This is a genomic window from Dickeya undicola (assembly GCF_000784735.1).
Classification (GTDB): Bacteria; Pseudomonadota; Gammaproteobacteria; order Enterobacterales; family Enterobacteriaceae; genus Dickeya; species Dickeya undicola.
Window position 1 is genome coordinate 95,832 of record NZ_JSYG01000001.1, and the last position, 18,126, is coordinate 113,957.

15 protein-coding genes, 2 tRNA genes and 1 pseudogene are annotated in these 18,126 nt (G+C 56.4%); 7 read left to right on the forward strand and 11 right to left on the reverse strand.

Going from position 1 to position 18,126, the window contains the following annotated elements:
• Positions 1 to 10: 10 nt before the first annotated feature.
• From amiB to nnr, 3 genes are read right to left on the reverse strand one after another with little or no spacing between them, the layout of a single operon-like run.
• Entirely contained in the window at positions 11 to 1,687 is a 1,677-nt protein-coding gene (gene amiB, locus OB87_RS00400) for an N-acetylmuramoyl-L-alanine amidase AmiB (RefSeq protein WP_033567474.1), read from the reverse strand.
• Positions 1,684 to 2,166 carry a tRNA (adenosine(37)-N6)-threonylcarbamoyltransferase complex ATPase subunit type 1 TsaE gene (tsaE, locus tag OB87_RS00405; RefSeq protein ID WP_033567475.1) on the reverse strand — a complete coding sequence of 161 codons (483 nt, stop codon included), beginning with the start codon at positions 2,164 to 2,166 and terminating at the stop codon, positions 1,684 to 1,686. Before tsaE ends, amiB begins: the two co-directional genes overlap by 4 nt.
• Positions 2,163 to 3,704 carry a bifunctional ADP-dependent NAD(P)H-hydrate dehydratase/NAD(P)H-hydrate epimerase gene (gene nnr, locus OB87_RS00410; protein ID WP_033567476.1) on the reverse strand — a complete coding sequence of 514 codons (1,542 nt, stop codon included), beginning with the start codon at positions 3,702 to 3,704 and terminating at the stop codon, positions 2,163 to 2,165. The genes tsaE and nnr overlap by 4 nt, the downstream gene beginning before the upstream one ends.
• Positions 3,705 to 3,861: 157 nt before the next feature.
• On the opposite strand from nnr, the gene queG reads away from it, so the two are divergent.
• Positions 3,862 to 5,016 carry a tRNA epoxyqueuosine(34) reductase QueG gene (gene queG, locus OB87_RS00415; protein WP_033567477.1) on the forward strand — a complete coding sequence of 385 codons (1,155 nt, stop codon included), beginning with the start codon at positions 3,862 to 3,864 and terminating at the stop codon, positions 5,014 to 5,016.
• Positions 5,017 to 5,300: 284 nt separating this feature from the next.
• On the opposite strand, the gene OB87_RS00420 is transcribed toward queG, so the two are convergent.
• The 3 genes from OB87_RS00420 to OB87_RS00430 all read right to left on the reverse strand — a co-directional run bounded on the left by OB87_RS00420 (position 5,301) and on the right by OB87_RS00430 (position 6,716).
• Positions 5,301 to 5,376 (reverse strand) — tRNA-Gly (locus OB87_RS00420).
• A 214-nt stretch (positions 5,377 to 5,590) separates the two neighbouring features.
• Entirely contained in the window at positions 5,591 to 6,517 is a 927-nt protein-coding gene (locus OB87_RS00425; RefSeq protein WP_033567512.1) for a D-2-hydroxyacid dehydrogenase, read from the reverse strand.
• Between the two features lie 123 nt (positions 6,518 to 6,640).
• Positions 6,641 to 6,716, reverse strand: a tRNA-Gly gene (locus OB87_RS00430).
• A gap of 603 nt (positions 6,717 to 7,319) precedes the next feature.
• On the opposite strand from OB87_RS00430, the gene OB87_RS00435 reads away from it, so the two are divergent.
• Positions 7,320 to 7,997 (forward strand): hypothetical protein, encoded by a 678-nt coding sequence (locus OB87_RS00435; protein ID WP_033567478.1) that lies wholly within the window; start codon positions 7,320 to 7,322, stop codon positions 7,995 to 7,997.
• Here OB87_RS00435 and OB87_RS00440 read toward each other — a convergent pair.
• Positions 7,981 to 8,976, reverse strand: coding sequence for an MsnO8 family LLM class oxidoreductase (locus OB87_RS00440; RefSeq protein WP_033567479.1), 996 nt, complete (start codon positions 8,974 to 8,976; stop codon positions 7,981 to 7,983). The two genes, OB87_RS00435 and OB87_RS00440, sit on opposite strands and share 17 nt — an antisense overlap.
• 425 nt (positions 8,977 to 9,401) lie before the next feature.
• On the opposite strand from OB87_RS00440, the pseudogene OB87_RS00445 reads away from it, so the two are divergent.
• The 5 genes and pseudogenes from OB87_RS00445 to OB87_RS00465 form a co-directional block, all read left to right on the forward strand.
• Positions 9,402 to 10,722 (forward strand): annotated as a pseudogene (locus tag OB87_RS00445) (LLM class flavin-dependent oxidoreductase); the annotation flags it as partial.
• 73 nt (positions 10,723 to 10,795) lie between these two features.
• Entirely contained in the window at positions 10,796 to 11,716 is a 921-nt protein-coding gene (locus OB87_RS00450; protein ID WP_395856239.1) for an ABC transporter substrate-binding protein, read from the forward strand.
• 28 nt (positions 11,717 to 11,744) lie between these two features.
• Positions 11,745 to 12,275: a GNAT family N-acetyltransferase gene (locus OB87_RS00455; RefSeq protein WP_033567482.1), complete on the forward strand. Its 531-nt coding sequence runs from the start codon at positions 11,745 to 11,747 to the stop codon at positions 12,273 to 12,275.
• A gap of 4 nt (positions 12,276 to 12,279) precedes the next feature.
• Positions 12,280 to 13,221, forward strand: a complete 942-nt coding sequence (locus OB87_RS00460) for an amino acid ABC transporter permease (protein ID WP_033567483.1) — start codon at positions 12,280 to 12,282, stop codon at positions 13,219 to 13,221.
• Positions 13,222 to 13,239: 18 nt separating this feature from the next.
• Positions 13,240 to 14,058, forward strand: coding sequence for an amino acid ABC transporter ATP-binding protein (locus tag OB87_RS00465; protein ID WP_033567484.1), 819 nt, complete (start codon positions 13,240 to 13,242; stop codon positions 14,056 to 14,058).
• A gap of 62 nt (positions 14,059 to 14,120) precedes the next feature.
• On the opposite strand, the gene OB87_RS00470 is transcribed toward OB87_RS00465, so the two are convergent.
• The 4 genes from OB87_RS00470 to abgT form a co-directional block, all read right to left on the reverse strand.
• A complete protein-coding gene (locus tag OB87_RS00470; protein ID WP_033567485.1) occupies positions 14,121 to 15,131 on the reverse strand; it encodes an alpha/beta hydrolase in 1,011 nt (336 codons plus the stop codon).
• Between the two features lie 69 nt (positions 15,132 to 15,200).
• A complete protein-coding gene (locus OB87_RS00475) occupies positions 15,201 to 15,626 on the reverse strand; it encodes an organic hydroperoxide resistance protein (RefSeq protein ID WP_033567486.1) in 426 nt (141 codons plus the stop codon).
• A gap of 130 nt (positions 15,627 to 15,756) precedes the next feature.
• The gene (locus OB87_RS00480) at positions 15,757 to 16,227 is read right to left on the reverse strand and encodes a MarR family winged helix-turn-helix transcriptional regulator (protein WP_033567487.1); all 471 of its coding nucleotides are present in this window, start codon (positions 16,225 to 16,227) and stop codon (positions 15,757 to 15,759) included.
• Positions 16,228 to 16,424: 197 nt separating this feature from the next.
• A complete protein-coding gene (gene abgT, locus OB87_RS00485) occupies positions 16,425 to 17,948 on the reverse strand; it encodes a p-aminobenzoyl-glutamate transporter (protein WP_033567488.1) in 1,524 nt (507 codons plus the stop codon).
• Positions 17,949 to 18,126 lie beyond the last annotated feature (178 nt).

Consider the following 18,126-nt stretch of genomic DNA (forward strand, 5'->3'; position numbering starts at 1 on the left):
ATCGCCCGGATCAGGCAGAAGGGATAATCAACGTCTGCCCCAACTGTACATTTCCGGAAGACATGTTGTTCGCCTGCTGGATCGCTTTCATACTCACGCCATAGCGGCTGGCAATGGCACTCAGCGTATCGCCCCGCACCACCTTGTGTTTTATCACGGTTGCGCTTTTCTTCACGCCCGACGTGCGTGCGGCCACAACAGGTTTAGCCTTCGTCGCCAAGGCCGCCCTGGCTGTCGGTGAAGCACCGGACGGGATCCTCAGCCGCTGTCCTACCCAGACCACATCTTTTTTCAGGCGATTGGTTTCACGAATGGCGTCCATGCTGACGCCATAATGCGCGGCAATCCCCGATAATGTTTCGCCGGTCGCGACGGTATGACGTACCGTTGCTCCTGTTGCGATCTGAGCGGGCTCAGTGGCTGCTGCGTTTTTCACCGTCTGCGAGCCGAGCGGACGGTTTTCCTGCTTTGGGATATTTTGTAACGGATGAGTCTGGAAATAGCTGCGCAACCCCTGATAAATGGCGTTCGCAATCTTTTCCTGATACTCGTTGCTGCCCAGCAGCCGCTCCTCGCTCGGATTAGAAATAAACCCGGTTTCTACCAACAAAGACGGAATATCCGGTGAACGTAATACGCCCAGACTGGCGTGTTCCGGTCGCCGCTTATGCAGCCTGCCGACACGCTGCAATTCGCGTAGTACTTTCACCGCCACATCATATCCCACCCGCTGTGAATGCCCGAACTGCAAATCCAGTACCGCCTGACTCAGATACGGATCAGCCGCGCTATTCGCCAGCAGATCACCAGCGCCGCCCAACAACTCGGATTGTTTTTCATGCTGTTCCAGCCAATTGGCCATTTCACTGTTGGCGCGTCGGTTGGACAGTACCCATACGGATGCGCCCGTTGCCCCACGGTTAGGCGCAGCGTCCGCATGGATGGATACCAGCAGGTTAGCCCCTTGTTTACGCGCGACGTCGGAACGCCCCATCACCGAAATAAAGTAGTCGCCGTCACGGGTCAGCACCGGCTTAAACGCTGGATCGGCACTCATGATGGCCCGCAGTTTACGGGCTATCGAGATGGTGACATTTTTTTCATGTAGCCCGCCCGGCCCGGTCGCCCCAGGGTCCTGACCGCCGTGACCGGCGTCAATCGCCACAATGATTTTCTCACCGTTGCCCGCCCGCCCCGATACCCGAGTCGGCGCAGCCGCTACCGCCGCAGTCTGGGGAACGAGAGGATTGCGCCCGCTCTGCGCCGAGGGTTGTACGGGCTGGGCCACTGGTTTGCGGACCACCGGTTTGCGCTCGCCCGTCAGCGTAAAGACGGCGCTATTACCGTCTTTCACCGCCTGCACCTGTACCTTTTGGGTCAGGTCCAGCACCAGCCGCAGGCTTTTCGGGTCTTTGGCGTTGCTGGTGCGAATGCGGGCGATCAGATTCTGGCCGTTAAAGGCGAGCGGCAGTCCTTTCATCACACCGGACTGGGTAATATCAATTACTACCCGGTTTGGGTTACTCAGCGAAAAGTATTCATACACCGGTTGTCCGCCAAAACTCAGCGTAACAACCGCCTCGCTGGCAGCATTATTCACCCGGATATCGGTCAGGTTGCTCGCCCACAGCGGCCATGACAGCATCAGTAATAGCCCCAGCAGGGCCTGCTTCAACCACACAGTCATGGTGCGTCCTGCTTTGGCTGGGCGGCCAGCGCCGCTACAATCTGCTCACCCTGCGGTGTACGGGCGTTGATTTCTGCCCGTCTGCCCATGCCCTGATAGCCAAGATGCAATTCAACATCCGCTTGTGGCAAAAAGCCGGTGCCTTGTTGCGGCCATTCAATCAGGCAGAGAGCATCCTGCGACAAATAGTCACGAATCCCCATGAACTCCAGTTCTTCAGGATCCGCCAGGCGATAAAGGTCGAAGTGATATACCGGGCGCGGCAGCAGCGCATAGGGTTCTACCAGCGTATAGGTCGGGCTTTTCACATTGCCCTGATGCCCCAACGCTTGCAGGAATCCACGGCTCAGCGTGGTTTTCCCAGCCCCCAGATCGCCCAGCAGATAAATAATGGTGGTGTGCTCACAGGCGCGGGCTAACGCCGCGCCCAGCGCAATCGTGGCTGCCTCGTCCGGCAAAGGTAACAAAAGCGTCTTCATTCTGTGTTTTCTAAGGATATCCGCTCAGGATTTACGTACTGCGGCAATACCGCCATCAAATCGGTTGCCAACATCCCGCGTGTGCCCTGCCGCTGCGCCAGCCAGTCCGCTGCTGCACCGTGGGCCACACAACCTGCACAGGCGGCGTCATACAACGACAGCCCTTGTGCCAGCATCGCCCCGATCATGCCTGCCAGCACGTCGCCCATACCGCCGGTCGCCATGCCGGGATTTCCCACATCGGCGATCGCTAATTCGCCCTGCTCGCTTGCCAGCACCGTACCGGCACCTTTTAGCACCACCACGCCGCCATAGCGTTTCACCAGACGTTGTGCAGCAAGTAAGCGATCACTTTCAATATCAGCAATCCGACAGTTCAACAGACGGGCGGCCTCGCCGGGATGAGGCGTTAACACGCGATTCTGACGTTTATGCGGGCTGATTGCTAGCAGGTTGAGCGCATCAGCATCCCATAAGATGGATTTGTTACAATTTTCTGCGATTCGCAGTGCGTTTTTCCCCCATTCGCGCTGCCCAAGCCCCGGCCCGATCACCACGACATCCGCCCATTCAACGCCAGCCTTAACCGAATCGGTGGTCAGTTCCTGCACCATCAGCTCCGGACGAGCCACCAGCAAAGCGGCCAGATAGCTTTTGTGAGTAAGCACTCGCACCAGCCCTGTACCACTGCGTAGTGCCGCCTCTCCTGCCATAAAAATCGCACCGCCGGTGCCTTCATCGCCGCCGATAATCAATAAACGACCGTGGTCGCCTTTATGCGCTCCCGGACGTCGTGGTTTCAACCATTGCGTTAGCGACGCTGCGGTCAAACGCGCAATCGGTGCTGATTGTTGCGCCAGCCAGTCACTAAGCCCCAAATCATGGTAATGAAGCCGTCCGACAACATCCCGCGCCTGCCCGGTTAATAAACCGGGCTTGAGCGCAATAAACGTCACCGTGTGAGCAGCGTGGATCGCCGCCCCGGCACAAGCGCCGGTTAGTGCATTCAATCCGGAAGGAATATCGAGCGCGATAATCGGTGCCGCGTGGCGGTTGGCCTGAGCGATCAGGGCGTCATAAGGCGCGCGAGGAGCGGACGTCAGCCCGGTTCCCAGCAGGCCGTCGATGATCAGGTCAACATCATCAGGCCACGGCACATCGACAGGCTGCTCACGCCCCCCGGCATCGAACCATGCCTGACGCGCCAGATGCGCTTCTGTTGGCAGCGGTCGTTCGATAATTCCCGCCACCACCGTGACCGCAATCCCTGCGGCACGCGCCAGAGCGGCGACCACATAGCCGTCACCGCCGTTGTTGCCATGTCCGCACAGAATCAGCCAGTGCCGGGCAGTCGGGTATTGCTGTTGCGCTATACGAAAAGCCGCATCACCCGCACGCTGCATAAGCGTATTCAATGAAACACCGGCATAGTTCGCGGCGTGAGGCTCCTCACGGCGCAGCCAGTCGGGTAAAAAAACAGTATGAGGCAGGTCGGGTAATGATCCGCCAGGCTGGTACACACGATGGTCTTGATGCATGTCATCCCTCCATCGGTAGCAGGATTGTGCGCCTCAACTTAGCAAGGTCTGCCGGGAAGCGCCATATGTGGAGAAATCCTGGCTCACCGACTCGCCGCGAACGACACTGGAACAATGTGATAAAATCAGACGCCCGGTTTCTTCTCAATGGTTACGCATGACATACCCCTACGACCTCAACGAACTCGCTCAGCTCATCAAACAATGGGGGCTTGAATTAGGTTTCCAGCAAGTAGGGGTTTGCGACACGGATTTGTCTCATGAAGAACCCCGTCTTCAGGCATGGCTCGACAAGCAATATCACGGCGAAATGGAATGGATGGCGCGCCACGGCATGATGCGAGCCCGTCCGCATGAGCTGTTGCCCGGCACGTTACGCGTCATCAGCGTGCGCATGAACTATCTGCCAGCCAAAGCCGCATTTGCCAGTACGCTGAAAAACCCGCACCTCGGGTATGTCAGCCGCTACGCCCTGGGGCGCGACTATCATAAGTTACTGCGTCAACGTCTGAAAAAGCTGGGCGACCGAATTCAAGCGCACTGCGGTGAGTTGCAGTTTCGTCCCTTTGTCGATTCTGCCCCCATCATGGAACGGCCTCTAGCCGCGAAAGCCGGGATTGGCTGGGTTGGCAAGCACTCACTGATTTTGAATCGGGAAGCCGGTTCCTGGTTTTTCCTGGGGGAACTGCTTATTGACCTGCCCTTACCGGTAGATCAGCCACTCGCTGAGCAGTGTGGGAAATGTGTAGCCTGTATGACCACTTGCCCGACCGGCGCCATTGTCGAGCCTTACACTGTTGATGCCCGCCGCTGCATTTCCTATCTGACCATTGAGCTGGAAGGTGCCATTCCGGAACCTCTGCGCCCGTTGATGGGAAACCGCATCTACGGCTGTGATGATTGTCAGTTGATTTGCCCCTGGAACCGCTTCTCGCAGCTTACCGACGAACCCGATTTCAGTCCTCGTGTCGCATTACATGCACCGGAGTTACTGGCGCTATTTGGTTGGGATGAAAGCCGTTTTTTGCGAATAACCGAAGGCTCTGCCATCCGGCGCATCGGTCACGAGCGCTGGCTGCGGAATATCGCTGTTGCACTGGGCAACGCGCCCTATGAAGACAGGATCGTCCTGGCACTACAGGGCCGGTTGGGAGAAAGCACCTTGCTGGACGAGCATATTTATTGGGCCATCGACCAACAGCTAACCCGGCGCAGCCAGCAATCGATTAACGTTCAGACGATTGACGTTCAGCCCCCGCAAAAAAAGCGCCTCATCCGCGCAATCGAGAAAGGTTTACCAAGAGACGCCTGAAATTTTACCCGGTGATTGTTTGAAGATCCTGAACCATTTGGCTGTGGATAATTTTAAAAAAACGTTGTCAATCAATCATCACAAAAAGTACAAGTGATCCGGATAGCGTTTTTTATCATAAATTTATCTTTTTATTTCAATATCTTGAAATGATGTCTTTTCAATGATTTTTTCAGGAAACCGGAGATAGCTCATAGTCAGGCTGTGGATAAGTCTGTTCAGAAAAGTATGAACACATGCAGAAAAACTGTATGACAATGAAGAGACGGAGAAGTGTAAAAAACTGGAGCGGGAAACGAGACTCGAACTCGCGACCCCGACCTTGGCAAGGTCGTGCTCTACCAACTGAGCTATTCCCGCACACGCAACGCCTAAGTATCGACGTTTTTTCGCCAAACGCAAACTGATGTGATCACATTTTGCGCTTCTTTTTTCGCATTACAGATAAGTCATTGATTTGACTGTATTTTGAAAGCTGTATTGCAAAGAGGGCAGCATTATGAACCAATCTGCCCATTCTGACAAGGGGAGATAAACAATTTTATTGTTTTCGTCGAAAGCGAACATTTTATTCTCAATAAGGCTGAGAAAAATCCACTTCTCCTGCTAACGCCAGCCCTTGTCGGAAGCGCGGCAGGTTGTCCAAAAACAGTTTACCCAGCCGGGCAGGCACCAGCGGCCCGGCAACATGTGCCGTGATGGTGAGGTTTGGCGTCCGCCAGAACGGATGATCACCCGGCAGAGGCTCCTGCCGAAACACATCCAGCACGGCTCCGGCAATCTTTCCCTCGTGCAAAGCGGCGCACAAATCCGCATCCACCACCGCGGTGCCACGGCCAACGTTGATAAACAACGCTGAAGGCTTCATCGCTGCAAACACGTCGGCGTGATAGATATCCGTTGTCGCTGGCGTATCCGGCAAAATGTTAATGACGTAATCCGCAGACGCTACCGCCTGTTCAAGCGATGACAGCCCTTCTACCCGTGCAAACATCGGCATCTCACGCGGTGAATAAGCAACCCCGGACAGCTCCACGCCAAACGGCTGCAAAAAGGTCGCCACCTCCCGGCCAATATCCCCCGCACCAACAATCAATACCCGACGCCCGAACAACGACCCCGGCAATATCTTTTTCCACTCTCCGCTTTGCTGACTCTGCAAGCGTTGCGCTAAATGAAGCTCATGTTGCAACAAGTAAGCCAGCACGTACTCAGCAATAGGTTGCCCAAATACCCCGACGGCCCGACTCAGCCGATAATCACGTGGTAATCCTGCGGCAAGTAAAGGTTTATAACCGGCCCAGGTCGATTGTAACCAGCGCGGTTTTACCCCTTGCCCCAGCAACAGTGCAACCCGGTCTGGCTCACCCACCCAAATATCACAGGCCGCAGCCTGAGCAACCTCACCTGAGCCGATCAGCAACGGTAAGTCAGGTGCCGCGTCATGCAGTACATCACGTAGCTCATCCGCACGGGAGTCCAACAACAGAATAGGTGTCATGTTCGTCATCAATGGAAAATCATGCGACGATAATATATGAAATCAGCATAACGCCAAATAACGGTAGCTTATGGCTGAGTCGATATTGGAAATAAGGAGAATAAAAGATAAAGAAAGAAAACTTGGAGCGGGAAACGAGACTCGAACTCGCGACCCCGACCTTGGCAAGGTCGTGCTCTACCAACTGAGCTATTCCCGCATAGGAAGGTTATTCAAAGCGCCTAGAAGCATCTAATTCTTTGTAACCAATTGATTATAAAGGCTTTAACACTTTAAGGCGTTTGGAATGGCGCTGATTATGGACCGCTTTACTTACTCTGGCAAGTGCTTTTTCATACCCGTTGTTTTGTTTGCTTATAATATCGACAACCATGCTCCCCCGAGGTTAGCGGCGCGGTGCCACTATCCTTCCCCGTCCCTTTTTCCTCGCTATCCACATCGTTCAGAATCGACCAACGCACCTGCAACTTGAAATAATCATCTATTGCACAGCGTCATAATATCACCAAGGAATAATTGTCATTTTATAACGCCGGTCATCACACCTGTTTTATCGGCTATGACCGACGAAGAAAATAAATAATATGCTGTAGCTATAAAATCAGATTGAGCACGCGCTATCATTCTGGCAAATTAAATCAGCACCAATGGCGCATCAATCACTGTTGATGTCATAGATTAAAAATAAAGCCGTTAAATTCAAATAGCGTTATTACTCGACAACACCACAACCACTATTTCATTCTTCTTTATGCTGGATTTTGAGAAGCAGGTTGCTGGCTCATTTCTGGAGAGAACGCGTATGCCAGATATCAATATATTTTGCTCTTCCCTACTCGAACGGCAATTACACGATGCAGCCAGGCGCGCCCGTGCCCGTGAGGTAGCGTTGAGCCGTCAGGAATTGCATCAGAAAGCCCGCGCGCTGCTTGACCAGCTCACCGGGATCAACAGCGACAGGCGTTATCAGGGTGACCACTCCAGCACCCTTGCAGACGGCACTCCGGAACGTCTGGCACGCGCCCGGCAGGCTTCCGCCTTCGTCAACAATAACGGCGGAAACCCGTTCAACGGTCTGACTTATCAGCAACTATCGCTGATTGTCTACGATGAAAGCGGCGTGTTTACCCTGAATGAACGCCGGGCCGCCTGGAGCGAAGCTTACGCCCAGGATCAAGCCTGGAGACAGCACATCGTCACGCAAGCCCGCCTGAACTACTGCCATCCTCAGTGGCAAATACGCTTTTTTACCGAGGTTTTGAAAAATTATCGGGCGCTGTCGGCAATTGAAAAAGCGCAATACCCGCGTTACTACGAACGGGAATTACAATGTCACCTGCTGCCTCACCGCGACGGCACTCACCCCTTCGACTTTTCCGGCCTTGCCGATTGCCCAAGCCTGCTGGAAATGCTGCTTGCCATCCGGCAGGACAGCTCCAGAAGGGAAGTGTCGTCGGCTACCGTCAATCCTGTGCTTTAAACCCGCTAGCCAGTCCGCTGATCGACGCAACCCTTGCGGCCGGGTCGTTAACTGGGGTGTGAATAATGAACTCGCTGACGCCAAAGCGCCGATGGTAATGCTGCAGTTGGCGGTGGACCTCCGCCGCCGTGCCATACAGGATGTTCTGCGCCTGTTTCTCGATACGAAACGGCGCGCCGCCAGACTGCTGCACCAGCGTATCCGCCTGCTCCTGCGACAGCACGTTCAGCGGTGCCCGGTCCCCGATATATACCTTGTAGTTATACCGCTCACCCGCCAGCGCTTTCGCCTCATCATGGCTGTCCGCCACGATCACCGACAACGACAACAATGCCTCCGTCTGCTCAGGCTGGTACTCTCGCCAGGTCAACAGTGCTTCCGTCAGCAGCGTTTCACTGGGCTGGATAAACCCGGCGAACACAAAATTCCAGCCCAGCGACGCCGCCAGACGGGCACTTTCCGCACTGGCCCCCAGCAGGAAACGCGCCGGTGGTGCGGGTGGTAACGGCGTTGCGCGCAAGTCGGCATTCTGTGCTGTTCCCGGCTCCAGCAGCTCGTGCAATTGCCGCAGCTTATCGGCAAACGACACCTGACGCGCGGGGTCAACCTCCTGTTGCAACGCACGAGTCGACAGGGGAAAACCGCCCGGTGCCTTGCCAACACCCAGATCGACCCGACCCGGTGCCAGCGACGACAGTACATGGAAATTCTCCGCCACCTTATAGGGACTGTAATGTTGCAACATCACCCCGCCGGAACCAATCCGGATATGTCGAGTATGGGCCAGCAGCCAGGCAATCAACACTTCCGGCGACGATCCCGCCAGTACATCGGCGTTGTGGTGCTCAGACACCCAGAAACGGGAATACCCCGACGCTTCGGCGAGGCAAGCTAGCTCGACGGTCCGGGCCAGCGCATCAGCGGCAGTCATCCCCTGCGCAATCGGGCTTTGATCCAACAAGCCAAGACGATAACCCATATATTTCCCTTCTGTGATCCAACCTAAACTTCCCGCATATTTTCATAGACAGGAAAAAACCATAAATAACAAAACAGGATTTGGTTAGCACAAATTCACACTATAAACAAAATGAGAATCACAATAATCAACGTAATTAATTGCATGGTTTTTCGACTTATTTACATCCTGAACTATTTCTAAAAATAACTAGCTGCCATAGGTTTCAATTCCATCTTCTGAATAAACAAATCACAAAACTCCCTGAGACATTTTTTGGCTTTGGCATATTCAATTTTGTTGTTTTACATCCCGTAGCCCCTCATCAATAGTACTTTTCAGTTTTCCTAACTCGCTATTAACCATCTGAGCATGAGATTTCTCCAGCACCTTAGCGTGCCGGAGACAAGCTTCTTTTCGCTAAATTCGCTGTAGGGAGCAGACTAATGAGTGAAAAAACGATTCCCCGACCAAAGACCCGTCCAGACCAACGCCAACTACGTTTGGGGGTGATATTGCAAGGTGCAGCCGGAAACATGTCGGCCTGGCGACACCGTAGTGTGGTGCCGGACGCCAGCATCAACTTCGGGTTCGTACTGGATACCGTGAAAAAAGCCGAACAGGGGAAATTCGACTTCGCCTTTGTGGCTGACGGCCTATACATCAACGAAAAGTCCATTCCCCATTTTCTCAACCGATTTGAACCGCTGACGCTGCTGTCGGCGCTGGCGGCGTCAACCCACCACATCGGCCTGGTCGGCACCCTGTCCACCTCCTATAGCGAGCCGTTCACCACCGCGCGGCAATTCGCCAGCCTCGACCACCTGAGCCACGGCCGCGCTGGCTGGAACGTGGTGACCTCGCCGCTGGAAGGTTCGGCGAAAAACTTCTCGCGCGCCCAGCACCCGGAACACGCCCTGCGCTATCGCATCGCCGATGAATTTCTGCAGGTGGTGAAAGGACTGTGGGACTCCTGGGAAGACGACGCGTTTATCCGCGACAAGGCCAGCGGTCGCTTCTTCGACCCGCAGAAACTGCATCCCCTGAATCATCAAGGGGAATTTTTCTCGGTCGCCGGACCGCTAAACATCGGCCGCACGCCGCAGGGCCGCCCGATTATCTTTCAGGCCGGTGCATCGGATGACGGCAAGAAACTGGCCGCCAGCCACGCTGATGCCATCTTCACCCACCAGCACACACTGGCGGAAGCGCAGGCGTTTTACCGCGACGTCAAACAGCAGTTGGTGGAACAAGGGCGGCGCGAAGACCAGTTGCACATTTTTCAGGGCGTCAGCGTGCTGGTGGGCGACAGCGCAGAAGACGTGGAGCGCCAGTATCAGGACACCGCCGCGCTGGTCACCATAAAAGACGCGCTGAATTACCTCGGCCGCTACTTCGAACACTACGACTTCTCACAGCACCCGCTGGACGCCCCCTTCCCGGATATCGGCACGCTGGGCCAGAACAGTTTTCGCAGCACCACGGATGAAATCAAGCGCAACGCCCGAGAACGCGGGCTGACGCTGCGCCAGGCGGCGCTGGAAGCCACCACCCCGCGACCGTTATTCAGCGGCACACCACAACAGGTGGCGGATGGATTGCAAGGGTGGTTTGAGCAGCACGCCGCCGATGGCTTCATCATCCAGAGTGCCACGCCGGATAACTTCACCCGGTTTGTCGATCAGGTGGTGCCGTTACTGCAACAGCGTGGCCTGTTCCGCCGGGAATACCCCGGCTACACGCTGCGGGAAAGCCTGGCGTTGGATTATCCGACCCATCGTTACGCCATCTCCCACCAGCCGACAGAGGAAACGACACCGTGAACGCGCGCCACACCACGCTGTTGCTTGCCGCACTGCTGTTCAGCTCTGTCGGGCACACCGAACCCGCCACCGGCGGGCGCATCGACCTGAAGGCTAATCAGCAACCGATCCATGCGCCCAAAAATCCACAGGCCATCGCCGAGATCCCGGCCGGGTTTACCTTTGCCGAACCCGGCAAACTCACCGTCGCGGTCGCGGCATTGGGTTCCTCGCCGCCGTTGGCCTTTCTGGCGGACGACAACAAAAGCGTCATCGGCAGTGAGCCGGACATCGCCCGGCTGGTCGCCGACAGCCTCGGGCTGGAGCTGAAGTTGGTGTCGACGTCGTGGGAAGACTGGCCGCTGGGCGTCGCTTCAGGCAAGTACGATGTCGCCATCACCAACGTGACGGTGACCAAAGCGCGCAAAGCACGTTTTGACTTTGCCACCTACCGCGCCGACACGCTGGGCTTCTACGTGAAATCCAGCAGCAAGATCCAATCGATCCAAAACGCGAAAGACATCGCCGGGCTGCGGATCATCGTCGGCTCCGGCACCAATCAGGAGGCTATCCTGCTCGACTGGGACAAACAGAATCACGCCGTCGGCCTGCCCCCGTTTCAACCGGTCTACGTCACCGATGCCGCCGCCGCCAACCTGAGCATTCAGTCCGGTCGCGCCGACGCCACGTTCGGCCCGAACGTCACCGGCGCGTATAAAGCCGCACTGGACGGCCAAACCCGGCTGGTGGGCACGGTCAACGGCGGCTGGCCGCAGGTGGCGCACATCGCGGTGACCACTCGTAAAGGTAACGGGCTGGTGAGCGCCCTCAATACCGCGCTCAACGGCGTGATTCAGGGCGGCGAGTACGACCAGGTGCTAAACCGCTGGGGAGAAAGCGTAGAACGCATCAGCCGCTCGGAGATTAACCCGCCGGGCCTGGGTGATGCATCGCTGTAACCCGTATCTGGCTGAACAGGGAGGACACATGTCTGACGAACGCTTCATTATCACTGACCCGGAAGACGCCCGCATTGCGCCGGTACTGGACGGTTTATTTGCCGAGTACCGCCAACGCTACGGCGATTACTTCGCCCATCATGATCCAGAACCGGAAGGACTCTATTTGCAGCCGGACGGTATCTTCATTGTGCTGCTGAGTAACGAGCAGCCAATCGCCACCGGCGCGTTCAAGCGTTATGACGCGACGACCGCCGAACTTAAACGGATCTGGACCGACAAAACCCTGCGCCGTCAGGGGTTAGCTAAACGGGTACTGCGTGAGCTGGAACAGCACGCCCGTCGGCTGGGCTACCGGGATTTATTCCTGACCACCGGTTTCCGCCAGCCGGAAGCGGTCGGCCTGTATCTGAGCGAAGGCTATCAACCGCAGTTCGATACCCAGGTCGACCCGGAATACTACAGCCTGCCGCCGCACGATGGACGCTTGCCGTTTCGCAAACCCTTGTATGGCCTGCTGTCTAACCGAACGGCGCAACAGGAACAGGTAAAGGTATAAGTTTATGACGCCATCCATCCCTTCTTCATTGTCCCAGCATCCGGCCGATGTCCCCGCCGCACCGCTGCGCGTGGTGCCAGCGCGTTATCCGCTGCGTATCGCAGGCGCGCTGTTTTCGCTATTTATTTTCGCCGGTATCGCCGAGTCGGTAGCGCTCAACAGCCGCTGGGAATGGCCGGTGTTCGCCAGCTATTTCTTTAATCCGGTGATTCTGGAAGGGCTGGTGCGCACGCTGCTGCTGACGCTGCTTGGCACCCTGTTCAGCATTATCGCTGGCACCGGGCTGGCGCTGGCGCGGCTGTCATCGTCCACGTTACTCAGCACGCTGGCCTGGCTGTACATCTGGCTGTTCCGATCACTACCGCTGATTCTGGTGCTGATTATCCTCTACAACTTTTCATACCTGTACGACGCGCTGGCGCTGGGCATCCCCTTCACATCCGTCGAGTTTTTCCGTTATCCGACCATTGATGTGTTCGGCCCATTCGCCGTGGCGGTGCTGGGGCTGACGCTGGTGCAATCGGCCTATACCGCCGAAATCATCCGCGGCGGCATCCTCGGCGTCGACGCCGGACAATTTGAAGCCGCCGCCGCGCTCGGCCTGCCGGGCTACCGCCGCACCTGGCGGATTATTCTGCCGCAGGCGTTGCGTTCAATTCTGCCGACCGGTTTCAACGAAATTATCAGCCTGGCTAAGGGCACCTCGGTGGTGTACGTGCTGGCGCTGCCAGAGCTGTTTTACACCGTGCAGGTGATTTACAACCGCACCCAGCAGGTGATTCCGCTACTGATGGTCGCCACCGTCTGGTATCTGGTGATCACCAGCGTACTGTCGGTGCTGCAGTATTTCGTGGAGCGTTACGTCGCCCGCGGTGCGGTGCGGGAAATAGCGCCTCATCCGCTGCAACGGCTATTCCGGCACCTGAGCACACGCCGCCAACACTGATTTTCCGGGAGAAGCACCATGTCTGAAGCCATTGATCTCTATTCCATCCCGCGTACCGCGCCCCGCGCCGTGACCGAACAAGGCCGGATCGATATTCAGGGGGTCGGCAAGTGGTTCGGCGCGCACCGGGCGCTGGATAACATCAGCCTGACGCTGCCGCCCGGTTCGGTCACGGTGATTATCGGGCCGTCCGGTTCCGGCAAATCCACCTTGCTACGCGCCATCAACCATCTGGAGCGGGTGGACGAAGGCACCATCCGCATCGACGGCGACTACATTGGCTACCGCCGCGAAGGCGATACGCTGTACGAACTGAAAGAACGGGAGATCCTGCGCCAGCGCCTCGGCGTCGGCTACGTATTCCAGAACTTCAACCTGTTCCCGCACCTGACGGTGCTGGAGAACATCATCGAAGCGCCGCGGGTACACCGGTTGTATCGCCACGCGCAGGCTCAGAGCGTGGCGCTGGCACTGTTGGACCGGGTTGGGTTACGCCACAAAGCGAATGCTTACCCACGCCACCTGTCCGGCGGGCAGCAACAACGCATCGCCATCGCCCGCGCGCTGGCGCTGAACCCCAAGGTGATGCTGTTTGACGAACCGACCTCGGCGCTGGACCCGGAACTGGTGGGCGAAGTGCTGGACGTGATCAAGGATCTGGCACGATCGGGCGTCACGATGGTGATCGTTACCCATGAGATCGGCTTCGCGCGCGAAGTGGCGGATCGGGTGGTGTTTATGGTGGACGGCAAAATCGTGGAAAGCGGCGACGCGCATCAGGTGCTGAACCATCCGGCCCATCCGCGCACCGCCAGCTTTTTAAACAAGGTGCTCTAGCTTTAAAACAAGGTGCTATAGATTGTGTCCCGATTCCCCGGCAGACGCCGGGGGAGAGAGGGTTATTTCAGTCGTTCACGCAGTTCGGTGGACGCCTGTAACAGCGCGGCACGGGTGGCCGGTACATCGCTCAGCGCATTGAGCAGACCGAAGTCATGGATCATGCCGTTATAGCGTGTGACGGTCACATCCACCCCGGCAGCGTCCAGCTTACGGCCGTAGGCTTCGCCTTCGTCGCGCAGCACGTCCAGTTCAGCGGTTTGAATCAGCGCAGGCGGCAAACCGGTCAGTTGTTCGCGGGTCGCCTGCAGCGGCGAGGCAAGAATATCACGGCGCTGCTTGCTGTCGGTGGTGTAGGCGTCCCAGAACCATTCCATCATGTTGCGGCTCAGGAAGTAGCCATTCTGGAACTGCTGGTAAGACGCCGTGTTAAAATTGGCGTCGGTCACCGGCCAGAACAGCACCTGATAACGAATACGCGGCGTACCCGCCTGTTTGGCCTGCTGCGCCACTGCCGCCACCATGTTGCCGCCCACGCTGTTGCCCGCCAGCGCCAGGCGAGAACCATCAACGCCAATGTCTTTACCATGCTCTGCCACCCAGCGGGTCGCGGCATACGCCTGACGAATCGCCACCGGATAATGCACTTCCGGCGATGGCGAATAATCGACGAACACCGCCGCCGCACCGGACTGTACCACCAGATCCCGCACGAAACGCTCATGCGTCTGGTAATCCCCCAGAATCCAGCCGCCGCCGTGGAAGAACATGAACACTGGCAGCACACCCGTGCTGCCCGCCGGTTTCACGATAATCAGCGGTATTTTCTGACCATCGACAGTAATGGTTTTTTGGGTGACGTCAGCCGCCGGTAGCTTTGCGCCTGCTTGTGCGGCCACCAACACCTCGCGTGCTTCCGCCGGCGACAGCTGTTCAATCGGCTTGCCACCGCCCGCGTTTAGTTTGTCCAGAAACGCCCGTACATGACGTTCGGCATACGGCGCGTTGTTATCCGCAGCGGCGGCATGGCCTGTTATAGCGGCCAGCAAGGCCGCGACAAGATACTTTCTCATGATGAATTACCCTGGTGCTAAGCGAAAAAGAATTTATTTTTTATTTATTTACACTTACTTCGCACTGACTCAGATAACGGTCAGTGTTACATCGATATTGCCGCGCGTGGCGTTGGAATACGGGCAAACGATGTGCGCTTTCTGTACCAGATCTTCCGCTACCGCACGGTCCAGACCCGGCAGAGAGATTTTCAGTTCAACTTCGATACCGAAACCGTTCGGAATCGCGCCGATCCCCACGCTGCCATTGATGGTGGTCGCCGCCGGAATCGATACTTTGTCGCGCGCACCGACGAACTTCAGCGCCCCCAGGAAACAGGCAGAGTAACCGGCGGCAAACAGTTGCTCCGGATTGGTGCCTTCACCACCTGCGCCACCCAGCTCACGCGGGGTAGTCAGTTTGACATCCAGTTGCTGGTCGGAAGAGACGGCACGTCCGTCACGACCGCCGTTAGCCTGGGCATGAGCAACATAGAGAACGTTTTCAATAGACATGGTGTAACTCCTTTTGAGTCGATCGTTTTGAGTGGATTGATTGAGCAATTTAAATCGTCAAAAATTAAATCGCACACTACTTAATTGGATATAAAAAAACATCGTCAACAAACACACGCCCTATCCATCATCAAATATGTCTGATGAGGCTGGCACGCAGCGTTTCCAGATCCGTTTTGATGGCGCGTAACTGCTCGATATTGCATTCCGCCGCGCAGAACACGCCTTCCGGCACCGCTTTCGCCTTATTCTGCAATTCACGACCGTCATCGGTCAGTTCAATCAACACCTGACGTTCGTCTTCAGTACCGCGGCGGCGCGTCACCAGCCCTGCGGTTTGCAGGCGCTTGAGCAGCGGCGTCAGGGTGGCGGAGTCCAGGAACAGACGTTCACCCAGTTCAGATACCGTTACCCCGTCGCGCTCCCATAACACCAGCATCACCAAATATTGGGGATAGGTGAGGTTCAGCTCAGTCAGCAAGCGGCGATACAACTTGTTCATCGCCAGATTCGCCGAGTAGAGCGCAAAGCAGAGTTGGCCGTCCAGCCGGAGGGCGTCATCACTCAGTGTCGGTTTGGTGTCGGTATCTTTTCTGTTCATGGACGCCACTCTACATCGCTCAAAATTAAATAGCAAACGATTTAGATTAAAAAATGACAAAGACCTGAAGAAAAAAACCTAATGTATTGATAAAAAAGAAAACCGGTGGATAACACCACCGGTTTACCGTCAGATATGGTGACAGCCAACATTGGTTACAGCCAACTCCGGTTACAGCCAACGTTATGCCGTGGCGATTATAAATGCGGGTAAACACCCGGCCCGATCGGCAGGCCCAGCAGATACCACACCAGCAACAACGCCAGCCAGACAGTAAAAAACACCAGCGGATACGGCAGCACCAGCGAGTAATAGGTGCCCAGCCGCGCCTCTTTGTTATAGCGCTGTAGAAAGCCGAGGAAGAGCGGAACGAACGGCGACACCGGTGCCAGCGGGATCACTGACGAGTCCGCTACCCGAAATACGATCTGGGCAAAGGCCGGATGAAAGCCCAGCAACATGAACATCGGCACGAAAATCGGTGCCAGAATCGACCAGATGGCCGACCCGCTGGCGATAAACATGCACAGAAACGCCGACAGGAAGATCAGCCCGACAAACGCTGGTATCCCGGTCATCCCCAGCGCCTCCAGCACGTCGGTCAGCCCGATGGCGATAAACTTGCCCATGTTGCTCCAGTTGAAAAACGCCACGAACTGCGACAACGGAAACACCATGACGATGAAACCGGCCATGCCCTTCATCGGGTCGACCATCAACTGCGGCAGATCGTTCTGGGATTTGATTTGGCCGGTCACCATGCCGTAAGGAATCGACACCACAAAGAAAAACGCAATGATCAACGGCACGATGCCCTGAATAAACGGCGACGGCATCACGGTATGCTTGACCGGATCGCGCAGCGGCCCCCATTCCGGCACCACCAGCAACGCGACGATAGCGATGAACACCAGCGCGGCGATACCACTGGCGCGCAGGCCGCGCTGTTGTTCCGGCGTCAGTTGGGACAGATGTTCGTTACGCTCGCCCTGATAAGGCGGCAGACGCGGCTCGATGAATTTGTCCGTCAGCAACGCCCCGGTAATGGTCAGCACAACCACCGACGCGGCCATGAAAAACCAGTTATCAATCACGCTGACATGTACCGCCGGATTGATGACCTTGGCCGATTCGGTACTCAACCCGGACAACAACACATCGGTGGTGACGATCAGCAGGTTGGCGGTAAAACCGGAACCGACGCCAGCGATCGCCGCCAACAGACCGGCCACCGGATGACGGCCGACCGCCAGAAAAATCAGCGCCCCCAGCGGCGGCATCACCACCAGCGCGGCATCCGACGAGATGTGGCTAAAAAACGCAATAAACAGCACCATGTAGCTGGCGTAACGGGCGCTGACGCGCGAGGCCATCTTGTACATCAACGTTTGTAGCAGGCCAACGCGCTCCGCCAGCCCGGCTCCCAGCACCAGTGCCAGAATGGCACCTAGCGGGGTAAAGGCGCTGAAATTCCTGATGATGTTGGGCAACATCCATTGCAGCCCTTCTACGCTGAGCAGGTTTTTCACCCGCACGACGTCACCGTTAGCTGGGTTGGTGGCGGTAATACCAAACCAGGAAAATAGCGCGCTGGCTACCATCAGCGCAGCAATCAGGTATACAAACAGCAGAAACGGATTGGGGATTTTATTTCCCACCCGCTCTACCCACTGAAATAGCCCGCTCGGCGGCGGCTGGCGGTTTTCCGCGGTCACACTCATGGTTTTCCCCTCTGTACTGAATTCTTATGTGGTTGTTTTGTTGTGATTTATAGGTAAAACACGGTCAGGTATCGGGCGGTGATTCACGTGTATCTCTCTGAACACATCGTTGACTCGCCCCCAAACCCTGCCGTCGGGTAATAGCGACCCTCCCCTGCTCGGTTTCTCCGACGTTTGC

What these genes read in the sequence shown, in the direction of transcription:
- amiB (WP_033567474.1), bottom strand. Translation starts at nt 1,687, where the DNA reads ATGACTGTGTGGTTGAAGCAGGCCCTGCTGGGGCTATTACTGATGCTG.
- tsaE (WP_033567475.1), bottom strand. Translation starts at nt 2,166, where the DNA reads ATGAAGACGCTTTTGTTACCTTTGCCGGACGAGGCAGCCACGATTGCG.
- nnr (WP_033567476.1), bottom strand. Translation starts at nt 3,704, where the DNA reads ATGCATCAAGACCATCGTGTGTACCAGCCTGGCGGATCATTACCCGAC.
- queG (WP_033567477.1), top strand. Translation starts at nt 3,862, where the DNA reads ATGACATACCCCTACGACCTCAACGAACTCGCTCAGCTCATCAAACAA.
- OB87_RS00425 (WP_033567512.1), bottom strand. Translation starts at nt 6,517, where the DNA reads ATGACACCTATTCTGTTGTTGGACTCCCGTGCGGATGAGCTACGTGAT.
- OB87_RS00435 (WP_033567478.1), top strand. Translation starts at nt 7,320, where the DNA reads ATGCCAGATATCAATATATTTTGCTCTTCCCTACTCGAACGGCAATTA.
- OB87_RS00440 (WP_033567479.1), bottom strand. Translation starts at nt 8,976, where the DNA reads ATGGGTTATCGTCTTGGCTTGTTGGATCAAAGCCCGATTGCGCAGGGG.
- OB87_RS00455 (WP_033567482.1), top strand. Translation starts at nt 11,745, where the DNA reads ATGTCTGACGAACGCTTCATTATCACTGACCCGGAAGACGCCCGCATT.
- OB87_RS00460 (WP_033567483.1), top strand. Translation starts at nt 12,280, where the DNA reads ATGACGCCATCCATCCCTTCTTCATTGTCCCAGCATCCGGCCGATGTC.
- OB87_RS00465 (WP_033567484.1), top strand. Translation starts at nt 13,240, where the DNA reads ATGTCTGAAGCCATTGATCTCTATTCCATCCCGCGTACCGCGCCCCGC.
- OB87_RS00470 (WP_033567485.1), bottom strand. Translation starts at nt 15,131, where the DNA reads ATGAGAAAGTATCTTGTCGCGGCCTTGCTGGCCGCTATAACAGGCCAT.
- OB87_RS00475 (WP_033567486.1), bottom strand. Translation starts at nt 15,626, where the DNA reads ATGTCTATTGAAAACGTTCTCTATGTTGCTCATGCCCAGGCTAACGGC.
- OB87_RS00480 (WP_033567487.1), bottom strand. Translation starts at nt 16,227, where the DNA reads ATGAACAGAAAAGATACCGACACCAAACCGACACTGAGTGATGACGCC.
- abgT (WP_033567488.1), bottom strand. Translation starts at nt 17,948, where the DNA reads ATGAGTGTGACCGCGGAAAACCGCCAGCCGCCGCCGAGCGGGCTATTT.